Below are 16248 nucleotides of genomic sequence, written 5' to 3' on the forward strand. Positions count from 1 at the left end.
CTCGCCATTGCAGCGAGCGGCGTCATTGTAACGGCTTGCGGAGAACTTACAACCGCTTCAAGCACTTATGTTGCTCAGACGCGGAAGCGCGCCACCAGCGTAGCCAGACGCCCAGCAGTAGCCGAGAGCTGCTGACTGGAATCTACACCTTGGGCGGAGGTGTGCGCCGACCGATCAGAGAGATCACGGATATCGGTGATATTGCGCGTAATTTCTTCAGTCACAGTGCTCTGCTGCTCACATGCGGCGGCAATATGCGCAGCCATCTCGTTGATCGAATCAACCCCCTGCGCGGCCTGAGCCAGGGTCGACTCGACCGTTGCCGCACGGTCAACGCTTTCCTGAGCCCGCCCCGAGCCACCCTGCATCACCTTGACCGCATTCTGCGCACCGCTCTGCAGACGCTCAATCATTTCCTGAATGTCCTTGGTCGACTCCTGCGTACGGGCGGCGAGCGCCCGTACTTCATCGGCGACCACCGCAAAGCCACGCCCCTGCTCGCCGGCGCGTGCCGCTTCGATGGCCGCATTCAGCGCCAGCAGGTTGGTCTGCTCGGCAATGCCCTTGATCACCGCCAGCACCGCACCGATGTTGTTGGTCTCCTGCTCCAGACTGCCAATCACTTCAGAGGCACGTTCCACTTCGGCCGCCAGGGCCCGCATAGAGGCAATGTTGTCGGTCACCACCCGGGCACTTTCGCGCGACAGCTTTTCCGCATCCTGCGATGCCTGCGCTGCCTGCTGGGCGCTGCGCGCCACCTCATGGATGGCCGCGCTCATCTGCGCGGCGGCCGTCGACACCTGATCGATCGAGGCATGCTCCTGGCGGATAAGGGAACTGTTTTCATTGGCCATGCTGGCCATGCTTCCAGCCGACGCTTCCACATCGGAGGTGGTATCCCTCACCTCGCGAATCAGGCCCTGTAAACGCTCCAGAAAACGGTTGAGGGCATCGCTCAGCTGGCCCAGCTCGTCGCTGCCGCGCACATCGATACGCGCCGTCAGGTCGCCATCGCCTTCGGCGATGTCCCGCACCCGCTCCAGCATGCGTTCAAGCGGCCGGGTGACAAACAACGGAAAGGCGACCACCAGCACCACGCACAGCACCAGGCCCAGAACGATGGCCACACTCTGCTGCCAGATACGCTCGGAAGCGATTTCGACAGCCTGCTTGCCGGATTTGTCGGCAATTTCGCCCACCAAGCCCGACAGCTGGTCCAGCGCCTCACGCGCCACGCTGAACTGGTCATAGCTGCGCCCCATGGTCAGCGCCTGTGCCGCCGCCCGGTCGGTAGTCGCCACGGCCACCACCTCGCTGGAGGTTTTCTGCCACTGATCGAACTGGCGCTCGAAATCACGAAAACGCTGACTCAGCTCGGGCTGATTTTCCATCTTCGCCGCACTGGCCACCCGCTCGCGGGCCTGCTGCAGGTTCTCGCTGTGCTCGCCGCGGATGGCCTGCTGGATCTGCGGGTCATCGGCCAGAATCAGACTGCGCTCGGCCAGAAAGGCCTGGTACATGTCACGATCGGCATCCAGCAGCAGCACAGCCGCCGGCATGTGCTGCTCGGCCAGGTCAGTCGCCACGTCCTGCAGCTCGCCGGCACCACGGATACCCAGCATGCCGATCAACAGCAGCAAGAGCGCAAGAATGATGATCGGCAACGCGAGCTTCTTGCGAAACCCCAGGTTAGAGAGCAACTGCATCATGACTGAACACCTGCGTAGCTGAAGAGGGATTACACCCTTCCAGCATAGTCCGCCAAACGGCAGATGCTGGTCTTCGACAAGAATGCGCTGGCATCGGCAGTGCCTGAGTGTTGAAATGCGCGCCACGCGCCATCCGGCGCCCCGTCACTGAACAAGGATCTCCGACCATGGCCCTGAGCAAAGACCAACTGATTGACGATATCGCCGAAGCCACCGATCTGGAAAAGAGCAGCGTCCGCAACGTGCTTGAGCAACTCAGCCAGATCGTTGCCGATGCACTGGAAAACGACGGTGAAATCACTCTGCCGGGTATCGGCAAGCTGAAGGTCAGCGAGCGCCCGGCACGCACCGGCCGCAACCCCCAGACCGGCAAGACGATCGAGATTGCCGCCAAGAAAGTGATCAAGCTGGTACCGGCCAAGGCACTGAGCGACAGCCTGAACAGCTGAGCCGGATAGTCTTACGACAAGGCCGCCTGATGGCGGCCTTGTCGTTTATAGGACGATGCCGTAACCGGCCAGTCGCTCGACAAAGGCCGCTTCATCGAGAACCGGTATCCCCAGTTCACCGGCCTTGGCCAGCTTGGAGCCCGCACCGGGACCGGCCACCACGCACTGGGTCTTGGCCGACACCGAGCCGGCCACCTTGGCTCCCAGGCTTTCCAGCTGCTGCTTGGCCTGGTCGCGGCTCATCAGTTCCAGAGTACCGGTCAGCACCCAGGTTTGCCCCGCCAGTGGCAGGCCTTCTGCCTGTTTCTTCTCGCTGTCCCAGTGCATGCCGAAGTCGCGCAACTGCTGCTCGATGGCTTCGGCGCGCAGCACATTGGCCGGATTGGCGAAGTAGTCGCGCAGCGACTGCTTGGCCTTCTCGGTCAGGCCCTTCATGACCGACAACTCGAGCCAGTCCTGACTGAGCGCAATCACCGCCTGCAGGCTGCCCGCCTTGTCCGCCAGGTTCTTCGCACCGGTGGCGGCAATGCCGGCAATGTTCAGCTTGTCGATCAGCTCGGCCAGGCTGGCGCAGGCGGAAAACTCGGCATGCAGCTCCCCTTCCCCTTGCAGCTGCAGGCCGCGCTCGAGCAACTGGGCAATCACCGTACGGTTGTGCTCGTCTTCGAAGAAGCTGTGAATTTCATGGGCGACTTCAAGGCCGACATCCGGCAGCCAGGTCAGTACCTCAGGCAGCGCCACCTGTACCCGCGCCAGCGAACCAAGAGCACGGGCCAGCAGCTTGGCGGTTTCCTCACCGACATCGGGGATGCCCAGGGCATAGATAAAACGCGCCAGCGCCGGCTGCCGGCTCGACTCAATGGCGGCCAGCAGATTGCGTGTGGAGAGGTCGGCAAAACCGTCCAGCACTACAACCTGTTCGTAGCGCAGGGTGTACAGATCGGCGGGTGAATGCACCAGACCGACATCGACCAACTGTTCGACGATCTTGTCGCCCAGCCCCTCGATTTCGAGCGCGCGGCGCGATACGAAGTGAATGATCGCCTGCTTCAGCTGAGCCTCGCAGGACAGGCGCCCGACGCAGCGGTAAACCGCGCCTTCGCTGATGGTCTCGCGGCCCTTGGCGCGCTTGACCAGTTGCGTACGCTCGACATGCGAACCGCACACCGGGCAGCTTTGCGGAATGGCCACTGGCCGCGCATCGGCCGGGCGACGTTCGGCCACCACCGCCATCACCTGGGGAATCACGTCACCGGCGCGGCGGATGATCACAGTATCGCCGACCATCAGCCCCAGCCGTGCCACTTCATCCATGTTGTGCAGGGTGGCGTTGGACACCGTAACGCCGGCCACCTGTACCGGCTTCAGACGCGCCACCGGCGTGACAGCGCCGGTACGGCCAACCTGAAACTCCACGTCGAGCAGCTCGGTCAGCTCTTCCATGGCCGGAAACTTGTGGGCAATCGCCCAGCGCGGCTCGCGCGCGCGGAAGCCCAGCTCACGCTGATAGCCTAGGTCATTGACCTTGAACACCACGCCATCGATCTCGTAGGCCAGCGCCTGGCGCCGCGCGCCGATGTCACGGTAATACGCCAGACATTCCTCGACTCCATGAGCCAGACGCAGCTCCTTGCTGATCGGTAGCCCCCACTGCTTGAGCGACTGGATCACCGCCACCTGGGTTGACGGCAACTCACCGACCACCTGGCCGACGCCATAGCAGCAGAACTCCAGCGGACGGCTGGCGGTAACCTTGGCATCCAGCTGGCGCAGGCTGCCGGCGGCGGCGTTGCGCGGGTTGGCAAAAGGCTTTGCGCCACTGGCCAGCTGACGCTCGTTCAGGGCGTCGAAGCCGGCCTTGGCCATGAACACTTCGCCGCGCACCTCGAGGATCGCCGGCCAGCCACTGCCTTGCAGTTTCAGCGGCACATTGCGGATGGTCCGCACGTTATTGCTGATGTCCTCACCCGTGCTGCCATCGCCGCGAGTGGCGCCGCGCGTGAGCACGCCATCGACATACAGCAGACTGACCGCCAGACCATCGAGCTTGGGTTCGCAGCAGTAGTCGATCTCCGCGCCGCCGCCGAACAGATCGCCCGCCGGCAGATCCAGCCCCTCGCGCACGCGGCGGTCGAAATCCAGCAGATCCTCTTCAGCAAAGGCGTTGCCGAGGCTGAGCATGGGCACCTCATGCTGCACCTCGGCAAAGGCGCTGAGCGGTGTGCCGCTGACCCGCTGCGTCGGTGAGTCGGCCGTGATCAGCTGCGGATGGGCAGCCTCCAGCGCCTTCAGCTCGTTGAACAGGCGGTCGTATTCGGCATCGGGAATACTGGGCTCGTCCAGCACGTAGTAACGGTGATTGTGCTGTTCAAGTTCGGCACGCAGTTGCAGGATGCGCGCGGCGCTATCGGTCATGGCAGTGATCTCGCAAAACGACAAGAGCAGCCGAGGCTGCTCTTGAGGGTAACGGGCGCTGGCTCAATTCAGCGTTTCTGGGTCAGCTTGCGCCGCTCGTGGTCGGCGATGCGCTGACGGTAGTGTTCGATGGTCTGGGCCGTCATCACGCTGCGCTGTTCGTCCTTCAGTTCGCCATTGAGCTCGCTGGAGAGCTTGCGCGCCGCCGCCACCATCAGGTCGAAGGCCTGTTTCGGATGACGCGGCCCCGGCAGACCGAGGAAGAAACTCACCGCACGGGTACTGAACAGGTCGATGTCATCCAGATCGAAGGTACCCGGCTTGACGCCATTGGCCATGGAGAACAGCACTTCGCCGTTGCCGGCCATGCTTTCGTGGCGGTGGAAGATATCCATTTCGCCGAAACGCAGACCGCTTTCCAGAATGTTCTGCAGCAGGGCCGGGCCCTTGAAGCCTTCCGGGTCACGGGCGATCACGTTGATGACCAGCACTTCGTCGACCGGTACCTGCTCGCGCGGCGACTCAGATTTGACCTCATCGTCGACCGGATTAAGCAGGGTTGGTACCGGCTCGTCGAGGCTCAGATCGCCCTGGAATGGCTCACTGCGCTTCTTACCACCGTCGGTCGCAGTCATCGAAGGCAGATCATGCTCGTCCAGCTGCGGCTCGGCATGTTTTTCCTTGACCCGAACCGGGCCCAGCAGATTGGGGTCGACATCCTCGTCGGGCAGATTGCCGAAGCTGTTGTCCAGACGGAACTTGAGCTTGCCCTTGTTACCACTCATACGGCGCCAGCCATCGAACAGAATGCCGGCAATGACGATGATGCCGATGACAATCAGCCACTCGCGCAGACCGATATCCATGTGAATCTGTTTCCCCTAGTCAAAAATACGCTGAACAAGGGCATCCTGCCCCTCACACGTGTCGCCAAATCCCTGTTCTCTCAGGCGTTTTCCACGATAAATAGATTTGCGCAATAAGCTAGCACGCCACCCACCCGCTTAGGAACCTTTGCCGGCCTCCCGATGTGGCTTTAGGCCTCCACCATCGCCACCGCTTCCTCGACATTGACCGTGACCAGGCGCGAGCAGCCAGGTTCGTGCATGGTCACGCCCATCAACTGATCGGCCATTTCCATGGCGATCTTGTTGTGGGTGATATAGATGAACTGCACCGTCTCCGACATTTCCTTGACCAGGCGCGCGTAGCGGCCGACGTTGGCGTCGTCCAGAGGTGCGTCCACTTCGTCGAGCATGCAGAACGGCGCCGGGTTGAGCTTGAAGATGGCGAACACCAGCGCCAGTGCGGTGAGCGCCTTCTCGCCGCCGGACAGCAGGTGAATGGTGCTGTTCTTCTTGCCCGGCGGTCGCGCCATGATCGCCACACCGGTATCGAGCAGGTCTTCGCCAGTCAGTTCCAGGTAGGCGTGGCCGCCACCGAACACCTTGGGGAACAGCGCCTGCAGGCCCGCGTTGATCTGATCGAAGGTTTCCTTGAAGCGGTTGCGGGTTTCCTTGTCGATCTTGCGGATGACGTTTTCCAGCGTCTCCAGTGCCTCGACCAGATCGTCGTTCTGCGCGTCCAGATAGCGCTTGCGCTCGGACTGCTGCTGATATTCGTCGATGGCCGCCAGGTTGATTGCACCCAGACGGGCAATGCGCCCGGCCAGCTGTTCCAGCTGCTGCTCCCAGAGGCTTTCGCTGGCTTCGGCTGGCAGGCTGGCCAGCACGCCGTGCAGGTCATAGCCATCCTCGGCCAACTGGTCGGCCAGGGCCTTGCGCCGCACATTCAGGGCCTGCCAGTCCATCCGCTGCTGCTCGAGCTGACCACGCAGCAGCTGTGCCTGTTGCTCGGCCTGACTGCGGCGCTTCTCGGCATCGCGCAGTTCGCGATCAGCATCTTCCAGAGCCAGACGCGCCAGCTTGAGCTCTTCCTCGACGCTCATGCGCCGTTCCAGTAGTTCTTCGAGCTTGATACGCAGCTCTTCAAGCGGCGCCTCGCCCTCCTCCAGATTGAGGCTGAGCTGCTCCCGGCGCTCGATGGCGCGCTCGAACTGCAGCTCAAGGCGTTCCAGCGCCTGACGGGTGGATTCGTGCTGGGCGCGGATCGAGCCCAGACGCACAGCCAACTGATGGGCGTGATCCTTGTGCTGGCGCGCCTCCTGGCGGACACGATCGAGGCGCTCACGCAACTGATCACGGGTAGCCAACAGCAACTCGCGCTGCTCGGTGTCACTGGCCATGGCATCCAGCGCATCCTGCAGGGTCAGTCGCGCCTCGCCCAGTTGCTCGTGCTCCAGTGCCCGCTGCTCGCCCAGCTCGGCCAGTTCTTCCTGCAGGCGGCGGCGACGCAGGGTCAGTTGCTCGACCTTGGCCTGCTGCGCCGACAGCTGCGCCTTCAGCTCGCCATGACGGCGAGACTCGTCCTGCAGTCGACGACGCTGCTCCTCGCGCTGCTGTTCCTGCTGCTGCTGGCGGCTGCGCAGGCTCTGCAGGCGCTCATCCAGTTCGGCCAGGGCCATTTCCCGCTCATCGCGCTCGGCCTGCAGGCGCTCAAGTTCCTGACCACGGGCCAGCACGCCGCTCTCGGCCGCGCAGGCGCGGCGCACCCGCAGAAAATACCGGCCAACCCAGTAGCCGTCGCGGCTGATCAGGCTGTCGCCCTCGGCCAACTGACCGCGCTGGACCAGTGCTTCGTCCAGGGTCTCGACCGGACGCACCCGGGCCAGCCACGGGCTCAGATCCAGACTGGCCTCTACCTTGTCCAAAAGACTGCCGGCCACCCGGGCGCCGTGGCGCGGTGCACTGACCAGACGTAACTCGCCCTGATCGAAGCCTTTGAGGTCGAGACCGTTGAAATCGTCCAGCAGTACCGCCTGCAGATCGGCGCCGAGGACGGTTTCCACCGCCAGCTCCCAGCCACTTTCCACACGCAGCCCTTCGGCCAGACGTGGCCGGCTGGCCAACTGCTGCTCACGCAGCCACTCGGCGGCGCCCTTGCCGGGGTTCAGCGCGGCCTGTTGCAAGGCCTCCAGCGAGGCAATGCGGCCATTGAGGCGCTGCAACTCGCCCTGCGCCTGCTGCTGGGCCTGCTGGGCCTGCTGCAGTTCTTCACGCAGGGTGTGCAGGCGTTCGGCCTGCTGTTCTTCGGCCTGCTGCAGCTCTTCCAGGGTCAGCTCGCCGCACGCCAGCTGTTCGCTGAGTTCGAGAATCGCCGCATCCTGCGGGTCGGCCGCCAGCTGCGCCTGCTCGTCCTGCAGGCGTCGCTCACGCTCCTGCACCCGCTCAAGGGCCTGCTCCAGCTGCTGGATGCGCGACTGCTGCACCTCGGCCTGCCGCCGCGGTTCGGCGCTGCGCTGGTTGAAGCCATCCCACTGCTCCTGCCAGGCGTGCATGGCGCCTTCGGCCTCTTCCAGCTGGGCGCTGGCTTCTTCGGCCGCTGCGGCGCTCATTTCCTGTTCGGGGGCGAGCATGTCCAGCTCTTCACCGAGGGTCGCCAGCAGCGTGCGGTCATGACCCAGGTGCGATTCGGTTTCCAGACGAGCGCGCTCAGCCTCGCGCAAATCGTCCTGCAGCTGACGCAGACGTTGCTGGCCGTGCTGGATGCTCTGCTCGACCCGGGCGATATCACCGCCCACCGAGTAGAAACGGCCCTGAACCTGATTGAAGCGCTCGGACAGCTCGTGATGCCCGTCGCGCAAACGCTCGATGCTGGCATCGGCACTGCGCTGCTCGGCCACCAGCGCCTCGAAGGCCACTTCCTGATCGCCGATCACCGCCTCACGGTTGCCAACCTGCTGGTTCAGCGCCTGCCACTTGAGCGCAGCCAGCTGGGCCTTGAGCTGACGCTCCTCGGCCTTGTATTCCTGATATTTCTCGGCGGCCTGGGCCTGACGATGCAGGCGTTCGAGCTGACGCTCCAGCTCCTCGCGCAGGTCGGTCAGGCGCGCCAGGTTCTCGTGGGTACGGCGGATACGGCTCTCGGTCTCGCGGCGGCGCTCCTTGTACTTGGAGATACCGGCGGCTTCCTCGATGAAATTGCGCAGATCCTCCGGCTTGGCCTCGATCAGCTTGCTGATCATGCCCTGCTCGATGATCGAGTAGCTGCGCGGCCCGAGGCCCGTGCCGAGGAAAATGTCGGTAATGTCGCGGCGCCGGCACTTGGTGCCGTTGAGGAAATAGGTGTTCTGTCCGTCGCGGGTCACCCGGCGGCGGATGGAGATTTCGGCAAAAGCCGCGTACTCGCCCACCAGCGAGTTGTCGCTGTTGTCGAAGATCAGCTCGATGGAGGCCTGGGTCACCGGCTTGCGGGTATTGGAGCCGTTGAAGATGACGTCAGTCATCGACTCGCCGCGCAGGTTCTTCGCCGAGCTTTCACCCATCACCCAGCGCACGGCGTCGATGATGTTGGACTTGCCGCAGCCGTTGGGGCCGACCACCGCCGCCATGTTGCTGGGAAAGTTTACCGTGGTCGGGTCGACGAAGGACTTGAAGCCCGCCAGCTTGATGCATTTGAGGCGCATACCGACCTCAGCGCTCGGCCAGTGCCATCAGCACCAGCGCACTGTTGTGCTCGCCGTAGGCGTTCAGCACATCGTGCACCGCCACCTCGTCGCGGGCGATCACGGCCTGCAGCAGACTGGCAAAGGTGTTGACGAACTGCGCCATCTCGCCCTTTCGCCGCTCCAGCGCCAGGTGATAGGTGCGACTGATGGCCGGTAACAGGTTTTCCAGGGTTTCCTGCAGATACAGGTTGTTGGCAAACGGGAAGGACGCGCGCATCACATCGAAGCTGCTCTCGACGAAGGCGTTGATGTCCTCGCGCTGCATGTTCTCCACCAGACGCTGCTGGATGACGAGAAACGGCTGCAGGTCGCTCTGCTGCTGCCAGCCGCGGGCCACAGCCAGACCCAGCTTGATGTACAGGTAGATCACCAGTTCGTAGAGGCTGGTCACATGCTGCGGGGTCAGCTCGGACACTTGGGCGCCACGGCGCGGCAGGATGTTGATCAGGTGGCGCCGCTCCAGAATCAGCAGGGCCTCGCGTACCGAGCCGCGGCTGACATTCAGCGCCTGGGTCACCTTGATCTCCTGAATGCGCTCACGTTCCTTGAGCTCACCGCGAATGATGCGCTCGGCCAGGTGTTGGGCGATCTGTTCGGCGAGGCTGTCCGGTGCCTTGAAGGTCATGCTGTTCCTTACTGGAGGGGCCTTCTGGAGTGGCGCGCAGTTTATCACAGGCCCCTGCCCGACCAAGTCTGGCGACCGCCCATCGAAGGTTTGCACAAACCCGATGGATATTTGTAGGATTGTCGGACAATCTAACAATTCCAATAATAAAAGACTGGAGACCTGCCACCATGTTCGAACGCCTGCCTTCCAACTGGATGCTTGCCCTGAAAAGCATCGGCTACTGGTTCTGGCTGATCCCGGTTGCTCTGCTGCCACTGAGCTACAGCCTCTCCCTGAACAGCGCTAATCCCGATGCCTGGGCCTTCCTCGTACCGCTGGTGATCTTCGGCCTGATTCCGGTTCTGGACGCCATCATCGGCCGCGACCCGGCCAATCCGGACGAGGCAGAGCAGGTTCCAGTTATGGAGCGGCAGGCGTATTACCGCTGGCTGACGCTGGCCAGCGTTGCCGGTCTGCTCGGCATACTCCTGTGGTCGGCCTGGATTCTGGCGACCTACAGCGCCTGGAGCTGGGTCGGCCAACTGGGCTGGGTGCTCTCGGTGGGCATCATTATGGGTGGCATCGGCATCACCGTTGCCCATGAGCTGGTGCACAAGGACTCCGCCCTGGAGCAGAATGCCGGCGGCCTGCTGCTCGCAGCCGTCTGCTACGCGGGCTTCAAGGTCGAGCATGTCCGCGGCCACCATGTGCACGTATCGACCCCGGAGGACGCCTCCTCGTCCCGCTACGGCCAGAGCCTCTACAGCTTCCTGCCGCATGCCTACAAGCACAACTTCCTCAACGCCTGGAAACTCGAGGCCGAACGTCTCAAGCGCAAAGGCCTGAGCCCGCTGTCGCGGCACAATGAGCTGATCTGGTGGTATGCCCTGAGCGGTGTTTTCCTGCTGGGTTTCACTATCGCCTTTGGATGGCTGGGCGCGCTGTTCTTCCTGGGCCAGAGCTTCGTGGCGTTCACCCTGCTGGAAATCGTCAACTATCTGGAACACTACGGCCTGCACCGGCGCAAGCTGGACAACGGCCGCTACGAGCGGACCAACCCCAACCATTCGTGGAACAGCAACTACCTGCTGACCAACCTGTTCCTCTTCCACCTGCAACGCCATTCCGACCACCACGCCTATGCCAAGCGCCGCTACCAGGTGCTGCGCCACTACGACGAGAGCCCGCAACTGCCCAACGGCTATGCCGGCATGGTGGTACTGGCCCTGATTCCCCCGCTGTGGTTTGCCGTGATGAACCCGCGTGTCCGCGCCTACTACGCCGGCGAGGAACACCAGCTCAAGGCCGGGCAGCAAGCCATCTGAAGCTCACTTGATGCTGGTCAATTGCGCCTGGCTCCGGCCAGGCGCAATCACATAGGCAATCCGGCAAGGCCGGGGTTAGTCTTACCGGATGTCCCGCTGACCGACACTCGACCATGACTGAACTGCCGCTGCGCGAACGTCTGCACAAGATCATTTTCGAATACGACACAGCCGCCGGCCGGCGTTTCGATACCTGGCTGTTCGTGATCATTCTGGCCAGTCTGGCCGTGGTGCTGGTCGACAGCGTGGAGGATTACCGGCAGCGCTTTGGCACCCTCCTCACCCTGCTGGAATGGGGATTTACCCTGTTCTTCGCGGTCGAGTACCTGACCCGCCTGTACTGCTCACCCAAACGCCTTGGCTACGCCTTCAGCTTCTTCGGCCTGATCGACCTGCTCGCCGTGCTGCCCAGCCTGCTGGCACTGTTCTTCCCCGCCTCGCAATACCTGATGGTGGTGCGCATCCTGCGCCTGCTGCGCATCTTCCGCGTGCTCAAGCTGCGCCAGTACCTGATCCAGGCCAACTTCCTGCTCACCGCCCTGCGCAGCAGCCGGCAGAAGATCACCGTGTTCTTTGTCAGCATCGCCAGTCTGGTGGTGGTGTTCGGCGCCGTGATGTACGTGATCGAAGGCCCGGGCAATGGCTTCACCAGTATTCCCAAGAGCATCTACTGGGCCATCGTCACCCTCACCACCGTCGGTTTTGGCGACATCACCCCCAAGACGCCACTCGGCCAGGCCGTCGCCAGTCTGGTGATGATCACCGGTTACGCCGTGATCGCCGTACCCACCGGCATCTTCACCGCCGAGCTGAGCAACGCCATGCGCAGCGATGGTGTGCTCAAGCAGCCCTGCCCGTGCTGTCCGAAAGCCGAGCACGAGGCCAACGCCAGCTTCTGCAGCCGCTGCGGCAGTGCCCTGTTCACGCGGCCGCCGGCCTGACACGGCATAAAAAGCCCGCCAATTGGCGGGCTTCTTCGTGAGGACAGGTTAGCGCTGATCCGCCTCGCTGATGCGTACGGACTGCTGCTCGGTGCTCTGACTGGAAACTCCGGCGCTGCGGCCGATCCACTCACCGGCCGTGGCATTGCCGGCTCGCGAAACCCGCGCCACCAGCTGCACTTCAGGAAATTTCGACAGTTTCAGCTGCGGCATCATCGCATCGCTGTCACTCAGGCTCACTTCGGCCGGCAGATCGGCCACCGTCAGGCGTTTGACCGCCAGCGGCATGGGCGGGCCGGACAATGCCCGGGCGAAGACGAACACCGCATCCCCCGGCTGAACCTTGTCCTTGAGCGCCGCATCCAGCTCGACCCTGACCTTCAGGCTGGCCGCTGCCGGTGCCGGCGTTGCCGCCACAGCCGGCGCCGCAGCACCCAGTTGCTCACGGGCACGGGCGATACCGCTCTGAATAGCCTCGCGCGACGGGTCTTCGGCCGGCAGTACCGCCACCAGACGCTCCCAGTAGCGCACCGCATCGGCATAGCGGCCGGCCTCGTAACCGGCGATACCGAGCAGCCCGAGGCTGGTCACTTCTTCCGGATCGGCCTGCAGTGCCTCATCGGTCAGTTGCTGCAGACTCTCGCTCCATTGCTTGTTCTGGGCAAAGTACTGAGCCTGCGCCCACTGGCCCAGCAGTGCCGGTTCACGCCCGGCCAGCCGGACCGCTTCGGCAAACGCCTTGGCGGCATCCGCGGCACGCTCCTGCGCCATGTAGGTACGACCGAGGAAATACCAGCCTTCCGGGTCTTCCGGGCGGCTCTTCACGCTCTGTTCCAGACGCTCGGTCATCTCCGCCATGCTGCGTGGCGCCATCTGCGCCAGCTCGCGGGTCTGATTCACCTGATCCAGACCGCCCCAGTGCAGGTACAGACCCAGACCGAGCAGCGGCACCATCAGTGCGGCGGCCAGCGGCAGCCACTGCCCCAGACGGCGCTGCGCGGCCTCATCACGCTCGGCATCGGCCAACAGCTCGCGGGCCGCTTCCGCCTTTCCGGCGGTCAGTTGCTCGTCGGTCAGCGTTCCGGCTACCTGCTGCGCCTGCAGCTCGGCCACCCGCTCCTCATAGAGCGCCACGTTCAGGGCTGTACGATCCTCTTCGGCCTGAGCCTTACGACCACGCAGCAGGGGAACCAGCAGAAAGGACAACGCCACCAGCAACAGCAGGCCGGCGGGCAACCAGAAATCGATCATCACTTCTTATCCAGCAATTGGGCCAGGCGCTCGCGCTCCTCGGCCGACAGTTCAGTGGTAGCGGCACTCGTCACGCTGCGGCGACGACGCCAGACGATCACACCCAGGGTCAGCACGCCCAGCCCCAGCAACCCGGCCGGACCGTACCAGAGCAGCAGGGTTTTGCTCGACAGAGGGGGGTTGTAGAGGACGAAGTCGCCATAGCGGTCAACCAGGAAGTCGACGATCTCGGCATTGCTCTTGCCCTCGGCGAACATGCGGTAAATCTCGCGGCGCAGGTCCATGGCGATCGGCGCATTGGAATCGGCGATGTTCTGGTTCTGGCACTTGGGGCAGCGCAGCTCTTCGGTGAGCTGGCGGAAGCGCTGACGCTCACTCTCGTTCTTGAACTCGTAGGTATCGATGGCTGCCAGCACGGCGCCACTGAGGCCGAACGCCAGCAGCAAACCACAAAGTAGTTTCTTCACGGCTGCACCTCGTCGAGCAGTGCCTGATAGCGTGGCGCCAGTTCCTCGCGCCACACGCGCTCATCAATGGCCCCCACATACTTGTGGCGAATCACGCCCTTGGCATCGATCAGGAAGGTTTCCGGCGCGCCGTAAACACCCAGATTGACGCCCAGCGAGCCATCGGTATCCATCACGTTCAGCGTGTAGGGATCGCGGTAATTGGTGAGCCACTGACGGGCCGCCGCGGCGTCATCCTTGTAGTTGACGCCATGGATGACCACGCCCTGCTGCGCCAGGCGGTTGAGCATCTGGTGCTCGGCCTTGCAGGTAGGGCACCAGGTTGCCCAGACATTGACCAGCGCAGGGCGCCCCTTGAGGTCGTCCTGGGTCAGGGTCCGCTGCGCATCCTGGAGATCCGGCAGGCTGAAGGCCGGCAACGGCTTGTCGATCAGGGCCGACGGCAACTCCGATGGATCGAGAAACAGGCCGCGGTAAAGAAACACCGCCATGCCGAGAAAGACCAGCAGCGGCAGCAGCAGGATTGCCCGTTTCATGCAGAAGCTCCATTGAGCGCCAGCGCCTCGCGCACGCGCGTTTTCACCTTCACCCGGTAGCGCCGGTCGCATGCCGCCAGCAAGCCACCCAGGCCCATCATCAGACCGCCCAGCCAGATCCAGCGCACATAGGCCTTGACGTTCAGACGCACGGCCCAGGCGCCCTGCTCCAGTGGCTCACCCAGCGCGACATACAGGTCGCGGGTAAACCCGGCATCGATGCCGGCTTCGGTCATGGGCATGCGCTGCACGGTGTACAGGCGCTTCTCCGGGTGCAGCACGGCAATTTCCTCACTGCCCTGCAGCACGCGCACCGTGGCACGGTCGGAGGTGTAGTTCGGCCCTTCGTGGTGCTCGGCTCCCTCGAAGACAAAGCGGTAACCGGCAAGCTCGGCCGAATCACCCGGTTCCATGCGCAGGTCACGCTCGGCACTGAAGTGGCTGACCAGCACGATGCCGATGGCGCACACGGCAATACCGGCGTGGGCCAGCTGCATGCCCCAGTAACTGGAGGACAGGCTGCGCATCCCCTTGAACAGACCTTTGTGGCGGGTCTTGTCGAGCAGATCGCGCACACCGGCCAGTACCACCCAAGCCGAGAGCAGGAATACCGCCAGCACCGCCCAGTTGAACTCGCCGAACAGCAGGCTGGCGACCACGGCCAGCGCCACACTCGTCAGCAACACCGGCGTCAGCATGCCCACCAGCCACTTCACGGGCGTGTCTTTCCAGCGCACCAGCAGGCCGATCGCCAGCACCGCCATCAGAAGGGCCATCAGCGGCAGGAACAGGGCATTGAAGTATGGCGGGCCGACAGACAGCTTGGCGCCAGTCAGCGCATCGAGAATCAGCGGATAGAGAGTACCCAGCAGGATCGTCGCCGCCGTTACCACCAGCACCAGGTTGTTGACCAAGAGCCAGGTTTCCCGCGACCACAGGGCAAAGCCGACATTACTCTTGACCACCGGCGCCCGCAGGGCGAACAGGGTCAGCGAGCCACCGACCACCGCCAGCAGGAAACCCAGAATGAACACCCCGCGCTCCGGGTCGGTGGCAAAGGCATGCACCGAGGTCAGCACACCGGAGCGGACCAGGAAGGTCCCCAGCAGACTGAGGGAAAAGGCGGCAATCGCCAGCAGCACGGTCCAGTTCTTGAACACGCCACGCTTTTCGGTCACCGCCAGCGAGTGGATCAGGGCCGTGCCCACCAGCCAGGGCATGAACGAGGCATTTTCCACCGGATCCCAGAACCACCAGCCGCCCCAGCCCAGCTCGTAATAGGCCCACCAGGAGCCCAGCGCGATACCGATACCGAGGAAAGCCCAGGCCACGATTGTCCACGGCCGCGACCAGCGCGCCCAGGCCGCATCCAGACGACCGCCGAGCAGCGCGGCGATGGCAAAGGCAAAGGCCACGGAGAAACCGACATAACCCATGTACAGCATCGGTGGATGGACGATTAGACCAAAATCCTGCAGCAGCGGGTTGAGGTCGCGGCCATCAGCCGGGGTATCCGGCAGCAAACGCATAAAGGGGTTGGAGGTGATGATCATAAACAGCAGGAAGCCGATGCTGATCATGCCCATGACCGACAGCACGCGGGCCAGCACCGGTTCCGGCAATTGCCGCGAGAACACCGACACGGCGAAGGTCCAGCCACCGAGAATCAGCGCCCACAACAGCAGCGAACCCTCGTGGGCACCCCATACCGCACTGATCTTGTACACCCATGGCAGCGCTGTGTTGGAGTTGCTGGCGACATAGGCCACCGAGAAGTCATCGACCAGAAAGGCCTGAGTGAGGCAGGCGAAGGAGAACGCCAGCATGGCGAACTGGCCCCAGGCCGCCGGCACGCCCATGCTCATCCACTGCCGATCGCCACGCCAGGCGCCGACCAGCGGGAAAATCGACTGCACCAGGGCAAAACACAGGGCGAGAATCAGTGCCAGGTGGCCGAGTTCCGGCACCAGAGTCGGGTTCA

Annotated in this window: 12 protein-coding genes and 1 pseudogene; 3 read left to right on the forward strand and 10 right to left on the reverse strand. The window is 63.5% G+C overall.

What is annotated here, in order from left to right:
• Positions 1–74 precede the first annotated feature (74 nt).
• Both CK486_RS18470 and CK486_RS18475 read right to left on the reverse strand, forming a co-directional pair.
• Entirely contained in the window at positions 75–863 is a 789-nt protein-coding gene (locus tag CK486_RS18470; protein ID WP_371915483.1) for a methyl-accepting chemotaxis protein, read from the reverse strand.
• 69 nt (positions 864–932) lie between these two features.
• Positions 933–1709 (reverse strand): annotated as a pseudogene (locus tag CK486_RS18475) (MCP four helix bundle domain-containing protein); the annotation flags it as partial.
• A 167-nt stretch (positions 1710–1876) separates the two neighbouring features.
• Between CK486_RS18475 and CK486_RS04620 the strand changes: the two are divergent.
• On the forward strand, positions 1877–2158 hold the full coding sequence (locus CK486_RS04620; protein WP_095939118.1) for an HU family DNA-binding protein: 282 nt from the start codon (positions 1877–1879) through the stop codon (positions 2156–2158).
• Positions 2159–2203: 45 nt separating this feature from the next.
• Here CK486_RS04620 and ligA read toward each other — a convergent pair whose 3' ends face one another.
• From ligA to CK486_RS04640, 4 genes are all read right to left on the reverse strand, one after another.
• Positions 2204–4573: an NAD-dependent DNA ligase LigA gene (ligA, locus tag CK486_RS04625; RefSeq protein WP_095939119.1), complete on the reverse strand. Its 2370-nt coding sequence runs from the start codon at positions 4571–4573 to the stop codon at positions 2204–2206.
• 68 nt (positions 4574–4641) lie between these two features.
• Positions 4642–5439 (reverse strand): cell division protein ZipA, encoded by a 798-nt coding sequence (gene zipA, locus CK486_RS04630; RefSeq protein WP_095939120.1) that lies wholly within the window; start codon positions 5437–5439, stop codon positions 4642–4644.
• 170 nt (positions 5440–5609) lie between these two features.
• Positions 5610–9098 carry a chromosome segregation protein SMC gene (smc, locus tag CK486_RS04635; protein ID WP_095939121.1) on the reverse strand — a complete coding sequence of 1163 codons (3489 nt, stop codon included), beginning with the start codon at positions 9096–9098 and terminating at the stop codon, positions 5610–5612.
• A 7-nt stretch (positions 9099–9105) separates the two neighbouring features.
• Positions 9106–9765 carry a GntR family transcriptional regulator gene (locus tag CK486_RS04640; RefSeq protein WP_095939122.1) on the reverse strand — a complete coding sequence of 220 codons (660 nt, stop codon included), beginning with the start codon at positions 9763–9765 and terminating at the stop codon, positions 9106–9108.
• Between the two features lie 170 nt (positions 9766–9935).
• On the opposite strand from CK486_RS04640, the gene CK486_RS04645 reads away from it, so the two are divergent.
• On the forward strand, positions 9936–11072 hold the full coding sequence (locus tag CK486_RS04645; RefSeq protein ID WP_095939123.1) for an alkane 1-monooxygenase: 1137 nt from the start codon (positions 9936–9938) through the stop codon (positions 11070–11072).
• A gap of 113 nt (positions 11073–11185) precedes the next feature.
• Complete coding sequence (locus CK486_RS04650) at positions 11186–12013, forward strand: ion transporter (RefSeq protein WP_095939124.1); 828 nt, start codon at positions 11186–11188, stop codon at positions 12011–12013.
• Between the two features lie 48 nt (positions 12014–12061).
• On the opposite strand, the gene ccmI is transcribed toward CK486_RS04650, so the two are convergent.
• From ccmI to CK486_RS04670, 4 genes are read right to left on the reverse strand one after another with little or no spacing between them, the layout of a single operon-like run.
• Positions 12062–13264 (reverse strand): c-type cytochrome biogenesis protein CcmI, encoded by a 1203-nt coding sequence (ccmI, locus tag CK486_RS04655; protein WP_095939125.1) that lies wholly within the window; start codon positions 13262–13264, stop codon positions 12062–12064.
• Positions 13264–13731, reverse strand: coding sequence for a cytochrome c-type biogenesis protein (locus CK486_RS04660; RefSeq protein ID WP_095939126.1), 468 nt, complete (start codon positions 13729–13731; stop codon positions 13264–13266). The genes ccmI and CK486_RS04660 overlap by 1 nt, the downstream gene beginning before the upstream one ends.
• Positions 13728–14267, reverse strand: coding sequence for a DsbE family thiol:disulfide interchange protein (locus tag CK486_RS04665; protein ID WP_095939127.1), 540 nt, complete (start codon positions 14265–14267; stop codon positions 13728–13730). Before CK486_RS04665 ends, CK486_RS04660 begins: the two co-directional genes overlap by 4 nt.
• Positions 14264–16237, reverse strand: coding sequence for a heme lyase CcmF/NrfE family subunit (locus tag CK486_RS04670; RefSeq protein WP_095939605.1), 1974 nt, complete (start codon positions 16235–16237; stop codon positions 14264–14266). Before CK486_RS04670 ends, CK486_RS04665 begins: the two co-directional genes overlap by 4 nt.
• Between the last annotated feature and the right edge of the window lie 11 nt (positions 16238–16248).

The sequence above is a fragment of the Pseudomonas sp. HAR-UPW-AIA-41 genome, assembly GCF_002304225.1.
In the GTDB taxonomy this organism is placed as follows: Bacteria; Pseudomonadota; Gammaproteobacteria; order Pseudomonadales; family Pseudomonadaceae; genus Aquipseudomonas.

Bases quoted from the DNA above. Each gene is read 5' to 3' on its own strand.
- CK486_RS18470 (WP_371915483.1), bottom strand. From the start codon at position 863: ATGGCCAGCATGGCCAATGAAAACAGTTCCCTTATCCGCCAGGAGCAT.
- CK486_RS04620 (WP_095939118.1), top strand. From the start codon at position 1,877: ATGGCCCTGAGCAAAGACCAACTGATTGACGATATCGCCGAAGCCACC.
- ligA (WP_095939119.1), bottom strand. From the start codon at position 4,573: ATGACCGATAGCGCCGCGCGCATCCTGCAACTGCGTGCCGAACTTGAA.
- zipA (WP_095939120.1), bottom strand. From the start codon at position 5,439: ATGGATATCGGTCTGCGCGAGTGGCTGATTGTCATCGGCATCATCGTC.
- smc (WP_095939121.1), bottom strand. From the start codon at position 9,098: ATGCGCCTCAAATGCATCAAGCTGGCGGGCTTCAAGTCCTTCGTCGAC.
- CK486_RS04640 (WP_095939122.1), bottom strand. From the start codon at position 9,765: ATGACCTTCAAGGCACCGGACAGCCTCGCCGAACAGATCGCCCAACAC.
- CK486_RS04645 (WP_095939123.1), top strand. From the start codon at position 9,936: ATGTTCGAACGCCTGCCTTCCAACTGGATGCTTGCCCTGAAAAGCATC.
- CK486_RS04650 (WP_095939124.1), top strand. From the start codon at position 11,186: ATGACTGAACTGCCGCTGCGCGAACGTCTGCACAAGATCATTTTCGAA.
- ccmI (WP_095939125.1), bottom strand. From the start codon at position 13,264: ATGATCGATTTCTGGTTGCCCGCCGGCCTGCTGTTGCTGGTGGCGTTG.
- CK486_RS04665 (WP_095939127.1), bottom strand. From the start codon at position 14,267: ATGAAACGGGCAATCCTGCTGCTGCCGCTGCTGGTCTTTCTCGGCATG.